Source organism: Afifella pfennigii DSM 17143 (assembly GCF_000688515.1).
Classification (GTDB): domain Bacteria; phylum Pseudomonadota; class Alphaproteobacteria; order Rhizobiales; family Afifellaceae; genus Afifella; species Afifella pfennigii.
Map to the genome: position 1 here is coordinate 19,868 of NZ_JHZK01000013.1, position 12,520 is coordinate 32,387.

Below are 12,520 nucleotides of genomic sequence, written 5' to 3' on the forward strand. Positions count from 1 at the left end.
GCGGGGCTTTGCCGCCCCGCCTCCCGAAGCCTCAGCCGAGGCTCACTCGCCATAGACGTCGAAGTCGAAATACTTGTCGTTGATTTCCTTGTAGGTACCGTTCTCGCGGATAGCGGTGATGGCGGCGTTGATCTTTTCCCTCAGTTCGTCGTCGTCCTGGCGCAGGGCGATGCCGATGCCCTCGCCGACGACGGCCGTATCGGTGATATCCTCGCCCACGAAGGTGCAGCATTCGGCCCCGGCGCTGTCGATCCATTCCTGCCCGACGAACTTGTCGACGAGCACGGCGTCGAGCCGGCCGGCCTCAAGATCGGCGTTCGCCTCGTCCTGCGTCGGATAAAGACGCACGTCGGACTCGCCATAGGCGTCCTGCAGGTGATTGCCGCTGATCGTGGAGGACTGAGCGCCGACCGACTTGCCGGCGAGCGCCTCGGGCGTGACTTCCGTGATGTCGCTGTCCTTCGCCGCCATGAAGGCGACCGGCGAGGTGTAGTATCTGTCGGTGAAGTCGACCTGCTGCTTGCGCTCCTCGGTGATCGACATGGAGGCGACGATGGCGTCGTACTTGCCGGCCAGAAGCGCCGGGATGATGCCGTCCCAGTCCTGCGTGACGAATTCGCACTCCACCTGCATCTCCTCGCAGAGCGCCTTGGCGATATCGATGTCGAAGCCGACGAGCTGACCGTCGGAGGTGAGTTCGTTGAAGGGCGGATAGGCTCCCTCCGTGCCGATGCGGACTTTCTCCTGTGCGGCGGCCGGCGCCGCGGCCATGGCGAGAAGGGCGGCGGCTGCCGCCAGGTTGCGGAATAGGGTCATGCTGTCTCCCGGTATTCTTCGTCGGCGGCCATTCGCGAGCGGCCGTCTTGCGCCATAATCGGCCGAAAAAATCGGCCGGCGCAACTGTCTTGGCGCGCGTTGCGCTGCGGCAAGGGGCCCTTCTTCTTGTCTTGCTCTTGCTTCAGAGCCCGAACCCGGCGAAGGGCAGGAAGGTGACCTGTTCGCCCTTTGAGACGCGGGTGACTTCTTCATCGAGCTCGATGAGGCCGTTCGCCTCGCGCAGCCCGGTGATAAGGCCGGAGCCGTCGCGCGGGAATTTTTCCGCGACAAGCCCCCCGTCCGGTCCGTAGACGAGCCGCCCGCGCAGGAATTCGCGCCGGTCCGGCTTCTTCTTGTCGATGTTGAAGCCCGCCGCGACGGGAAGGCGCAGCGGCTCCGCCCAATCGGCGCCGGCGAGCTTCATGAGGACGGGCCGCGCATAGAGAAGGAAGCAGACGAAGGCGGCGACTGGATTGCCCGGCAGCCCGAGGGCGGCGCAGCGCCCCTCTTCGCCGATCTCGCCAAACGACATGGGCCGTCCCGGCTTGATGGCGAGCTGCCATAGATGCCGCTTGCCGAGCCGTTCCCAGGCGCCGACGAGATGATCCTCCTCGCCGCGCGAGGCGCCGCCCGTGGCGATGACGGCATGATGGCTGGCGGCGGCCGTGGCGAGCCTTTCCTCCACCGCTCCGGCGCGGTCGGGCACGATGCCGAGATCGCTCACCACAACGGGCAGCGTTTTGAGCAGGGCGGAAAGCAGGAAATGATTGGCGTCGTAGATACCGCCGGCTGGCAGTTCCTCGCCCGGCCGCACGATCTCGTCGCCGGAGGAAAGGAGCGCCACGCGCACCTTCTCAAACACCTTGACCTCAGCCTTGCCGATGGAAGCGATGGCGGCGATTTCCGGCGCGCTCAGACGCGTGCCAGGCGCAGCGATGCTGCCGCCTTCGGCGAGATCCTCGCCGGCGCGGCGGCGGTTGGCGCCCGGCCTGAGGCCGGTGGGGACGACGACAAAATCCTGCCCCTCCTGGCTGTGGCGCTCGCAATCTTCCTGCATGGCGACGGTATCGGCACGCTCCGGCATCGGAGCGCCGGTGAAGATGCGCGCCGCCGAGAAGGGGGGAAGAGCGCCTTCGGCCGGGTGCCCGGCGGCAAGGCGTCCGGCAAGCGGAAAAAAGCCGCCCGTCGCCGCGTGCTCCTCGTGGCGGAAGGCGTAGCCGTCGACCGCGGAATTGTCGAAGCCGGGCACGTTGCGCGGTGCCGTGATCTCCTCCGCTAGGATGCGCCCGTCGGCATCTGCAAGCGGCACGCGCTCGCTGGCGACGACGCGCGCGGTCCGCTCCTTCAGGATAGCGAGCGCCTCCTCGTGGCGCAGCCGGTCGCGGTCGTGCAGGAAGCAGTCGTCGGCAAGCGGGGCCGGCCGGTGATCTTTCATGAGACTGAGGATAGGGCGAGCCGGTCGGCAATGAAATCGGCGATCCCGGCGATGTCGTTGAGGTCGAAGAGCGGCAGGCCGCCCGTTTGCGCGTCGTGGTCGGCGGCGACGGCGAGGATCGTAGGGTCGGAGGCGGCAAGTGCCTGACCCGACTTTCCCTCGCCTCGGCGCACTTCGATCTTGAAGTGCCGCTCGCGCTTATAGCCCTCGATCAGGATGAGGTCGCAGGGCGAGAGCCGCGCCACGATCTCCGCAAGAGGCGGCTCCTCCTCGCCGGCAAGCTCGTGCATCAGCGCCCAGCGGTAGCTGGAGACAAGCATGACCTCGCGCGCCCCGGCCTCACGGTGGCGGAAGGAATCGGTTCCTTCCTGGTCGACATCGAAGGCGTGGTGGGCGTGCTTGACCGTGGAGACGGAGAGGCCGCGGGCACAGAATTCGGCGACGAGCCGGGCGACGAGCGTCGTCTTGCCGGAATTCTTCCAGCCGGTGATCCCGAAAACTGGTGTTGGCATGCGTTTGGAAAGGGCCTCAGCCAACCGCCTCGACGCGTTTCAGGGCGGCCATCATCGTTTCCGCCTCCTCTGCGTCTTCCGGCGTGTTGACGTTGAAAAAGGGGTCGATCTGTTGCCCGTCGGCTTCCAGATGATCGAAGGGCACGTTGAGGCGCAGATGCCTGTCGGCGAAATCGAGGATCTTGTTGCTTTTGCCCTTCTTCAGCCATTCTTCCAGATCGTCCGCGAGCGCCACAGGCCACAGGCCGAAGACCGGATGTACGCCGTTGAAGGAGGCCGCCACCGCGATGGTGCCCTCGTCGTGGCCGCAGCCTTCGGCGAGGCGGGCGACGAGATCGGTGGGGAAGAACGGCGTGTCGACCGCGGCGGAGGCCATGAAGCGGGCCTGCGGGCAGAAGACCTGGCTCCAGCGCATGCCGGCGAGAATGCCGGCGAGCGGTCCCGGATTGCCGTCGATGCCGTCCGGCACGACCGGCAGGGCGAATCGGTCGAAACGGTGCGGATCGCCGTTGGCGTTGATGATCAGCCGCTCCACCTGCGGCGTAAGCTTCTCCACCGCATAGGCGAGCATGGGCCGCCCGGCGATCTCCTTCAGCGGCTTGTCGCCGCCCATGCGCCGCGACAGGCCGCCGGCGAGAATGACGCCGGTGATCGGCCAGACCTCGGGATGGTCCTCGCTCACGTTGCCTCGAAACGGTTCGCTGGAAGCGGGCAGCCCCGCTGAAACGTGGTTGTTGCTCGGCGATGCATCATCGGCCTCTCACCCCGCGGCCTATATAACCGGCCTCGGCCTTGAGGTGAAGCCGGGTCGGGCGATCGGCTTCGCCCTTTCGCCGGTGCTCGGCGCGCTCCTCCTCGCCCTCCTGCGGCGCGGCGTCGAAGACGATGCGCTGCTCGCCGGCGACGGCGATGAAGCGGCGCCCGCGCGCCCGGCCGATGAGGGTGAGGCCTGCCTGGCGCGCCAACTCCACGCCCGCGGCGGTAAAGCCCGATCGCGAGACGAGGATCGGGATGCCCATGAGGACCGTCTTGATCACCATTTCTGAGGTGAGCCGGCCGGTCGTGTAGAAGATCTTGTCCTCCGGCGAAACGTCGTTCAGCCACATATGGCCGGCGATCTTGTCGACGGCGTTGTGGCGGCCGACGTCCTCCATATAGACGAGCGGCCGGTCCTCTTGGCACAGCACACAGCCATGGATGGCGCCGGCGGCAAGATAGAGCGAGGGCGTCTGGTTGATCGCCTTGGTCAGCGTCTGCAGCCAGCGGGTGCGGATGACAGCGCCCTCTGCGAGCCGGACGCTCTCGAAGCCCGCCATCACATCGGCGAAGACCGTGCCCTGGGCACAGCCGGAGGTTCTGACCCGCTTCTTCAGTTTCTCCTCGAAATTCGTCTCGCGCGCCGTGCGTACGACGACGACGCCGAGCTCCTCGTCGTAATCGATGCCGGTGAGCTTCTCGTCCTGCGCGAGCATGTTCTGGTTTTTCAGGTAGCCGACGGCGAGAAGTTCAGGATGGTCGCCGATGGTCATCATGGTGACGACTTCCTGGGCGTTGAGATAGAGCGTCAGCGCCCGTTCCGTCACCACGCGGGCGGTGACGGGCGCGCCGCTCTCGTCGATGCCGCAGACCTCGCTGGAAAGCCTTGGATCCTCCGGGTCCGGTCGGATGATGGTGGTCTCGCCGCTCACGGCTCCCTCGCTCGGCCGGCGCTGCGGCCCTCAGGCCCTTGCGGGCATGGGTTTGAACTTCGCCCGCACGGGGAATATGTCAAGCCGCGAGCCGGGCCATGCCATGCGGCGCTGCCAAAACCGGCCGGCGAAGGAGCGACATGCCACAGATAAGCAAGGACGAGGTGCTTAAGGCCCTCAGCCGGGTGAAGAGCCCCGATCTTGAGAGCGATATCGTCACCGAGAAACTGGTTTCCGATCCGATCATCTCCGGCGGCAAGGTGATCGTCTCCATCACCGTGCCGGCCGAGGCGGCCGAGATGCTGGAGCCCCTGCGCGAGGCGGCTGAGAAGGTGGTGGAGAACCTGGAAGGGGTCGAGCAGGCGATGGTGGTGCTGACCGCCGATCGCGGCGCCCGCACCGGCGGACCGCAGGCCGGTGCGCCGATGCGTGCCGCGCCGGCCGCGCCGGCCGCGCCCCGGCAGGCGCCGCCGCAGGGCGGCGCCCGGCCCGGCCCGGAGGCGGGGCCGCAGAAGGCAGGCGTGCCGGGGGTAAAGAAGATCATCGCCGTCGCCTCCGGCAAAGGCGGTGTCGGCAAGTCGACGACGGCGGTCAATCTGGCGCTCGGTCTAAGCGCCAACGGGCTTTCCGTCGGCATTCTCGACGCCGACATTTACGGGCCGTCCATGCCGCGGCTCTTGAAGATTTCCGGGCGCCCGGAGGAGGTTTCCGGCCGGGTTTTGAAGCCGATGGAGAATTACGGCCTCAAGGTGATGTCGATCGGCTTCATGGTGGAGGAAGAGACGCCGATGATCTGGCGCGGCCCGATGGTCATCTCGGCGCTGACGCAGATGCTGCGCGAGGTGGCCTGGGGCGATCTCGACGTTCTCGTCGTCGACATGCCGCCGGGCACCGGCGATGCGCAACTGACGATGGCGCAGCAGGTGCCGCTCGCCGGCGCCGTCATCGTGTCGACGCCGCAGGATCTGGCGCTGATCGATGCGCGCAAGGGCCTCAACATGTTCAAGCGTGTGAACGTGCCCGTTCTCGGCATCGTGGAGAATATGAGCTTCTTCCTCTGCCCGCATTGCGGCGAGCGCTCCGACATTTTCGGCCATGGCGGCGCCGAGCATGAGGCAGAGCGCATCGGCGTGCCGTTCCTCGGCGCGGTGCCGCTGCATATCGACATCCGCCAGACCTCCGATGCCGGCGTGCCGGTCGTCGTCGCCGAGCCGCAATCGGAGCATGCGCGCATCTACCGCCGCATCGCCGAAAGGGTGATGGAAGGGCTTGCCGAAGCAGGCGGGGAAGGGGCGCGCCGCCCGCCGAGCATCGTCGTGGAATAGCTTCAGCGCGGCAGGCGCAACAGGGCGAGGGAGAAGAAGAGCGCTGCGAGAGCGCACACGCCCATCACCATGACGAGTGGCATCGGTGTGGTGCTGCCGGCCAGCACCGCGCCGGCGATGGCGGAGACGATGGCGCCGCCGCCGATCTGGCTGGCGCCCTGCAGGCCCGCCGCTGCGCCCGCGATGTCCGTGCGCAGGCTGATGGCGCCGGCGATGGTGCTCGGCAGCACCAGCCCGTTGGCGATGCCCCCCACCCCCATCGGCAAGAAGAGCGTCGCCGGCGTGACGATGCCGGCGAGGAAGAAGCCTGTCATGGCAACGACGGTCGCGACCAGCAGGAGAGAGCCCAGAAGCGTCATGCGCCGAACGTCGGCCCGCTCCGCGAACCGGCCGGAGAGGAAATTGCCGAAAGCGTAACCGACGGCGATGATGGCGAACCAGCTGCCATAGGTGACCGGCGAAAGGCCGATAATGGTGTCGGCGACATAGGCCGCCCCGCCGAGGAAAGAGAAGAACACGGCCGTGGAAAGGCTGGAGACGGCGGTATAGGCGCGGAAGGCCGGCAGGGCGAGGAGCTCGCCGAAATGGCGCAGCATGGCAAGAAGGCCGATCGCTTCCGCGCGCGCGTGATTGGTCTCGCTGACATCGCGCCAGGCAACGAGGAGCGTGAGCGCGCCGAGAAGGCCCATGAGCCAGAACTGTGCTTGCCAGCCGAAGACTTCCTGCAAGAGGCCGCCGACGAACGGCGCTATCATCGGGCCCATGGCGAGACCCATCGTGACATAGCCGATGACGCTCGCCGCCTTGGCGCGATCGTAAAGGTCGCGCACGATGGCCCGGCCCAAAACGATACCGGTACATCCCCCTGCCGCCTGTACGACGCGCAGCGCAACGAGGCTCTCGATCGAGGTTGCCGCGACGGCCAGAAAGCTTGCCACGGTGAAGATGGCGAGCCCTGCGAGCAGGACCGGTCGCCGCCCGAAACGGTCCGAGAGCGGGCCGATGGCGATCTGCGAGACGGCGATGGAGGCCAAGAACAGCGACAGGACGAGCTGCACAGCGCCGAAATCTGCGTCGAACTCCACCTGCAGCGCCGGCATGGAGGGCACGATCACGTTGATCGCGAAGGGGCTCAACGTGGAGATGATGACGAGACTGACAAGGCTTGGCCGCCGCCCCGGCTGTTGGGGGAGGGTGGCATCGGACACGGCGGAGCACATTCCCTTTCGTAGGGTGCGGGCGATGCTGCTGGAAAGAGCGTGGCCGCGGATATCACCCATGCGCTTCCTGCATGACGGCTATTTTTATGTCGTAAGGTCGCGGCTCTAGGGTCTGTTGAAGATCAGCACATGCTGCTGCGTTGGAGCCCCAGATCGCCCGTCAGCAGGAGCCGGGCGCGGATTTGCCATCGCAGCGTCGCTCCCCGTCGCATCTGCGCAGGCATGTCCTTGCCCATCGCTCGTTGACCTGGCCGCTTCTCGATGCGCCGTAGCCTATATGATGATCCTAAGCAGACCTTAGCGCGGCGGCGGGGTGGTGAGGGTGCGCGCCGCCTCCGAGGCGCCGACCTTGCGCTCGCGATAGAAGGTGTAGATGCCCGTGGCGACCAGGATCGCCGTGCCGGCGAGCAAGAGAGCGTCCGGCCAGACGCCGAAGACCAGGATCTGCAGGATCACGGCATAGACCATCAGCGAATAGCGGAACGGTGCCACGACGCTGATATCGCCGGTGCGCATCGCCGCGATGATGAAGATATAGCCGAGCACGACACAGATGCCGGCTCCCAAGAGGATCACCAGGTCCCCCAGGCTCGGCATCACGGTCTCCTCAAAGAGCATCATCACCCCGCCGAAGAGGCCGACGGCAACCGCTGAGATCGCCGTGACGGTGAGCGTTGAAAGCCCCCGCGGCAGGCGTTTGGAGGCAAGGTCGCGCACCGCGACGGCGCCGATCGCCAAGAGCGCCACCAGCGACCAGGCGTTGAAGCCTTCAAGGCCCGGCTGGACGATGAGAAGCGTGCCGGCGAGCCCGACGCTGATCGCCGCCCAGCGGCGTATGCCGACCTTTTCGCCGAGAAAGAGCGCCGCGCCGGCCGTCGTTGCCAGCGGCGCCACCTGCAGGATCGCGGAGGCGTTGGCTAGCGGCATACGAAACAGGGCCGAAAGATAAAGTCCGGTCGCCACGACCTCGCCGAGGGTGCGCCAGACGAGCGTGCTATGGCGCAGAAGCTTCAGATTGGCGAAGCCACCGCGCCAGCGCGCGAGCACGATGACCACCGGCGAGATGATGAGGCCGCGAAGGAAAATGATCTCGCCGGTCGGCAGCCTTTCGCTAACCAGCTTGACCAGCGTGTCGTTGAGGATGAAGGCCACCATCGCGGCCAGCATATAGATGATGCCGAGACGGTTCTGACTGGCGGACGTATCGGCAGACGGGATCACTTGGGCGAGCAGTTTGGGGGAGCGGACGGGAAGGTGGAATGGACGGACGGCCGCTATGGACCGCCGCCCGCTAGCCGCCGGTCACGCTCATATGCCGAGAAACGGCCGGCCGCTTGGTAGCCCGGTCGATAACGAAATCATGGCCCTTCGGCTTGCGCGCAATCGCCCGGTCGATGGTCTCCGAGACAAGCTCGTTGCCTTCCGAGGCGCGTAGCGGTGCCCTGAGATCGGCCGCGTCTTCCTGGCCGAGGCACATATAGAGCGTGCCCGTGCAGGTAAGCCTCACGCGATTGCAGCTCTCGCAGAAATTATGCGTCATCGGTGTGATGAAGCCGAGCCGGCCGCCAGTCTCGCCCACCTCCACATAGCGGGCCGGCCCGCCCGTCTTGAAGGGAATGTCGATGAGCGTGAATTCCTCCGCGAGACGGGAGCGCACGGTGGAGAGCGGCAGATACTGATCGGTTCGGTCGCCCTCGATCTCGCCGAGCGGCATCGTCTCGATCAGGGTGAGGTCCATGCCCTCGCCATGTGCGAAGCGGATCATCTCCGGTATCTCCGTCTCGTTGACGTCTTTCAGCGCGACGGTGTTGAGCTTGACCTTCAAGCCAGCGGCCTGTGCGGCGCGGATGCCGGCGAACACCTTGCCGAGCTTGCCCCAGCGCGTGATGGCCTTGAATTTGTCGGGATCGAGCGTGTCGAGGGAGATATTGATGCGCTTCACGCCGGCATCGGCGAGCTCGGTGGCGAACCGCTCCAGCTGCGAGCCGTTGCTGGTCAGCGTCAGCTCTTCCAGGCGCCCGCTCTGAAGGTGGCGGCCGAGCTGTCGAAAGAGCCACATGATGTCGCGCCGCACCAGCGGCTCGCCGCCTGTAATCCTCAGCTTCCTGACGCCCTTGTCGATGAAGACGGAGGTCAGCCGGTCGAGCTCCTCAAGCGTCAGCAGGTCGCGCTTGGGCAGGAAGGTCATGTCTTCCGCCATGCAATAGACGCACCGGAAGTCGCAGCGGTCGGTGACGGAGATGCGCAGATAGGAAATCGCTCGCCCGAAGGGGTCGATCATCGGGGCTACACGGCTGGTCTCAGGGGAAATGCTCAATTCGACCTCGCTGCCCGCCCGTTCCGGCGGTTTTGCGCGCAGGCCTTGCCGGGCTGACAAGACGCTGAGCGTGCTTATATCAGCTCAATCTATGCATCGTGGCAGCCGCGTCAAACCCATCAAAGATGGAGCGCGGCGCGCCGAATTCGCGAACAAGGAGAGATGATGGCCGAGCCCTGGCCCACCGAGATCCGTTTGAAGAAGGACCGCAGGACGTTGGCCGTGAGCTTCGACGACGGCGAGGCTTTCGCGCTAGCGGCGGAATATCTGCGCGTTTTCTCGCCCTCCGCCGAGGTGCAGGGCCATTCGCCGGCCGAACGCAAGGTCGTCGGCGGCAAGCAGGCGGTGGAGATTCTCCAGGTCGCGCCGGTCGGCAATTACGCCGTGCGTCTCGTTTTCGACGACATGCACAATTCCGGGATTTACTCCTGGAGCTACCTCTACCGGCTCGGCCGCGACCGCGAGGCGCTATGGCCGGCCTATCTCGCCGAGCTGGAGGAGAAGGGGCTCAGCCGGGGCGCCTGAAATGGCGCGATGAGCATAAAAAAAACGGCCGACGAAGGCGCCGGCCGCCTGCTGCCTTGCTGAGACGAGTTCAGTGGCGCACGACCACCTTCGTGCCGACATTGACCCGCTCGTAGAGGTCCGTCACGTCGTCGTTGGTCATGCGGATGCAGCCGGAGGAAACCGCCTGACCGATCGTCCAGGGCTCGTTGGAGCCGTGGATGCGGTAGAGCGTGGAGCCGATATAGAGGGCGCGCGCGCCGAGCGGATTGTTCGGGCCGCCTTCCATATAGGACGGCAGGCCAGGCTGGCGCTTGCGCATGGCCGGCGGCGGGGTCCAGCCCGGCCATTCCGCCTTGCGGGTGATGCGGTGCGTGCCGGACCACTGGAAGCCCTCGCGGCCGACCCCGACGCCGTATTTCAGCGCCTTACCGTTACCGATCACGTAGTAGAGACGGCGCTCGCTGGTATCGACGATGATGGTGTTGGCGCCATAGGGCCCATCGTAGTTGATGACTTCCTTCTTGACGGGCGACTTGCCTCGATAGCGCGCCCCCGGGCCGAAATCGACCCAGGTGCGCGACACGGGGTCGAAAAAGCGAGCCGTCGGTTGAGCCGACACCTGCGGCGCCACGGTGGAGAGGGTGATGGCGACAACGGCGGCCATCGCCGCCATCAGACCAAGCTTCTTCATTATCGTCCCCGCGAGACTGGCGATATTGTCAATGCTCTAAGGTGTGAGGCGAATCATCGCCTCAAGGCAAGTCGAAGGTAGGCGGATCGCATCTTCGTGAACGCTTTTTGCCGGCCTATGTGTCCGGCCGGACACGCGCGCGCAAGATGGAAGCGCATTCTGGCACCTTGCGCTTTTTGGGCCAGTGTGGCGCGGGCGGCCTTTTGCCGGGCGTTCCCGGCCGCTACCTCCGCGATTTGGAGCCGCATACAGAAGTGGCAAGAGCCGGGGCGCAACATGACCGACTTCATCCTCACCCTTTCCTGCCCGAACCGGCCCGGCATCGTCGCCGCGGTCGCCACCGCCTTGGTTTCCAACGGTTACGACATCTTGGAAGCGCAGCAGTTCGACGATAGCGAGACGGGCCATTTCTTCATGCGCGTCCTCTTCAAGCCGGCGGTGGAGGAGGCCGAGCTCGCCGCGTTCCGCGCCGCCATGGAAGGCATCGCCGAACGCTTTTCCATGGCATTTACCCTGCGCGACCGCAGCATCAGGCGTCGGGTGATGATCCTGGTCTCCAAATTCGATCACTGCCTGGCCGACCTCCTCTATCGCTGGCGTATCGGCGAATTGCCGATGGAGGTGACGGCGATCGTCTCAAACCATCCGCGCGAGGCGTTGAGCCTGCCGGAGCTCAACGAGCTGCCCTTCCACCACCTGCCGGTGAGGCCGGAGACCAAGGCCGAGCAGGAAGCCGCCCTGGAGGAGCTGATCGCTGCGAGCGATACGGAGCTCGTCGTCCTTGCCCGGTATATGCAGGTTCTGTCCGACGGTCTTGCGGAGCGGCTCGCCGGGCGCTGCATCAACATCCATCATTCCTTCCTGCCGGGCTTCAAAGGCGCCAAGCCCTACCACCAGGCGCATCGGCGAGGCGTCAAGCTGATCGGGGCGACGGCGCATTTCGTCACCCCCGACCTCGACGAGGGCCCGATCATCGAGCAGGACGTGGAACGCATCAGCCACCGCAACCGCCCGGACGATCTCGTTGCCAAGGGCCGCGACATCGAGCGCCGGGTCCTGGCGCGGGCGCTGCGCTACGTTCTGGAAGACCGGGTGATCGTCTTCGGCAACAAGACCGTGGTCTTCACCGATTGAGCCGTCGGCGGCGCGAGATGCTCCGCCAGCGGGAGCGGCGGCGTGCTTAGAGATAGTCCCTCAGCATCTCGCCGATGGCCCGCCGCTCGCGCCGCGAGCGGATCTGGGCCGAACCGACGCTGGTCGGGCAGATTTCGATGCGCCCCTTGTCGTCCGCTCTGAGCAGGAAGGTGCGCCGCGCCCCGACGAGGAAGTCGTCGGCGCCGTAGACGGCGACGGCGGTCAGCTCGAAGGATCGCACCTGGGAGGTCCAGTCGCCTGAGGGTATATCCCCGTCCTCCTGCTCGCCGATCTGCCGGATGAGATCGCCGAAAGTGCCGATATCGAGGTATTCCCCCGATTGCAGCGGGCCTTGCTTGAAGATGGAGCGCGGATCGCCCTGCATCGCCTCGTCGAGATCGCGCAGATCGGTGAGAGCGCGGTGATAGGAGCGCTCCGCGGTCGTGATCGTGGCGATGATGCTGGTCAGGTAGATTGCATCGGCGCTCATATTGCTGATCAGGCAATGCGCTCCCAGCCCCCTGCCGGCACCGCGGTTGATGAGGATGGTCGAACGGCGCTGTCGTCGGAAGCCGCTGACGATGAGCTGCAGATAGACGACCCAGACCAGCAGCGTGCCGGTCGAGGTGACGACCGTCAGCGCGCGGCTGTTCTCCGTCATCCAGGCCCACATGGCTTACGCTCCGGCGAAGCTTAGGGGGCGCTCATTCTTGCTAGCGCATACGCTGGGCATCTCGCCTCCGCCTTCGTATCGGGGAGGCAAACAACGCGGCGGGCAAGAAGTTTCCTTCTCGCAGCAAGAGATGGCGCGAGCGGCGGCCGCGTGAGCGAACGACGATCTTCGCGTTGATGATGTACGAAGTTGACGATGTACG

At 65.9% G+C, this 12,520-nt stretch carries 13 protein-coding genes; 3 read left to right on the forward strand and 10 right to left on the reverse strand.

Annotated features, from left to right (window positions below; genetic code table 11):
* Positions 1-42: 42 nt before the first annotated feature.
* The 5 genes from Q331_RS0110735 to Q331_RS21130 form a co-directional block, all read right to left on the reverse strand.
* Complete coding sequence (locus tag Q331_RS0110735) at positions 43-816, reverse strand: ABC transporter substrate-binding protein (protein WP_026380683.1); 774 nt, start codon at positions 814-816, stop codon at positions 43-45.
* 142 nt (positions 817-958) lie between these two features.
* Positions 959-2,251, reverse strand: coding sequence for a molybdopterin molybdotransferase MoeA (locus Q331_RS0110740; protein WP_026380684.1), 1,293 nt, complete (start codon positions 2,249-2,251; stop codon positions 959-961).
* Positions 2,248-2,763, reverse strand: coding sequence for a molybdopterin-guanine dinucleotide biosynthesis protein B (gene mobB / locus Q331_RS0110745; protein WP_026380685.1), 516 nt, complete (start codon positions 2,761-2,763; stop codon positions 2,248-2,250). The genes Q331_RS0110740 and mobB overlap by 4 nt, the downstream gene beginning before the upstream one ends.
* Before the next feature lie 16 nt (positions 2,764-2,779).
* Positions 2,780-3,445 carry a molybdenum cofactor guanylyltransferase MobA gene (gene mobA / locus Q331_RS0110750; RefSeq protein WP_026380686.1) on the reverse strand — a complete coding sequence of 222 codons (666 nt, stop codon included), beginning with the start codon at positions 3,443-3,445 and terminating at the stop codon, positions 2,780-2,782.
* 67 nt (positions 3,446-3,512) lie between these two features.
* A complete protein-coding gene (locus tag Q331_RS21130; protein WP_210164938.1) occupies positions 3,513-4,451 on the reverse strand; it encodes a formate dehydrogenase accessory sulfurtransferase FdhD in 939 nt (312 codons plus the stop codon).
* A 140-nt stretch (positions 4,452-4,591) separates the two neighbouring features.
* On the opposite strand from Q331_RS21130, the gene apbC reads away from it, so the two are divergent.
* The gene (gene apbC, locus Q331_RS0110760) at positions 4,592-5,776 is read left to right on the forward strand and encodes an iron-sulfur cluster carrier protein ApbC (RefSeq protein ID WP_026380687.1); all 1,185 of its coding nucleotides are present in this window, start codon (positions 4,592-4,594) and stop codon (positions 5,774-5,776) included.
* Between the two features lie 2 nt (positions 5,777-5,778).
* Here the strand turns inward: apbC and Q331_RS0110765 are convergent, their stop codons facing one another.
* From Q331_RS0110765 to moaA, 3 genes are all read right to left on the reverse strand, one after another.
* Positions 5,779-6,984 (reverse strand): multidrug effflux MFS transporter, encoded by a 1,206-nt coding sequence (locus Q331_RS0110765; RefSeq protein ID WP_169738493.1) that lies wholly within the window; start codon positions 6,982-6,984, stop codon positions 5,779-5,781.
* Between the two features lie 309 nt (positions 6,985-7,293).
* Positions 7,294-8,217 (reverse strand): DMT family transporter, encoded by a 924-nt coding sequence (locus Q331_RS0110770; protein WP_210164939.1) that lies wholly within the window; start codon positions 8,215-8,217, stop codon positions 7,294-7,296.
* A gap of 70 nt (positions 8,218-8,287) precedes the next feature.
* Positions 8,288-9,277, reverse strand: coding sequence for a GTP 3',8-cyclase MoaA (gene moaA, locus Q331_RS0110775; RefSeq protein ID WP_034491846.1), 990 nt, complete (start codon positions 9,275-9,277; stop codon positions 8,288-8,290).
* A gap of 201 nt (positions 9,278-9,478) precedes the next feature.
* Here moaA and Q331_RS0110780 point away from each other — a divergent pair, with 201 nt between their 5' ends.
* Complete coding sequence (locus tag Q331_RS0110780; protein ID WP_026380691.1) at positions 9,479-9,838, forward strand: gamma-butyrobetaine hydroxylase-like domain-containing protein; 360 nt, start codon at positions 9,479-9,481, stop codon at positions 9,836-9,838.
* Between the two features lie 70 nt (positions 9,839-9,908).
* Here the strand turns inward: Q331_RS0110780 and Q331_RS0110785 are convergent, their stop codons facing one another.
* Positions 9,909-10,511 carry a L,D-transpeptidase gene (locus Q331_RS0110785; protein WP_026380692.1) on the reverse strand — a complete coding sequence of 201 codons (603 nt, stop codon included), beginning with the start codon at positions 10,509-10,511 and terminating at the stop codon, positions 9,909-9,911.
* Between the two features lie 276 nt (positions 10,512-10,787).
* Here Q331_RS0110785 and purU point away from each other — a divergent pair, with 276 nt between their 5' ends.
* On the forward strand, positions 10,788-11,645 hold the full coding sequence (purU, locus tag Q331_RS0110790) for a formyltetrahydrofolate deformylase (RefSeq protein ID WP_026380693.1): 858 nt from the start codon (positions 10,788-10,790) through the stop codon (positions 11,643-11,645).
* 46 nt (positions 11,646-11,691) lie between these two features.
* Here purU and Q331_RS0110795 read toward each other — a convergent pair whose 3' ends face one another.
* Entirely contained in the window at positions 11,692-12,318 is a 627-nt protein-coding gene (locus Q331_RS0110795; protein ID WP_051631041.1) for a hypothetical protein, read from the reverse strand.
* Positions 12,319-12,520 lie beyond the last annotated feature (202 nt).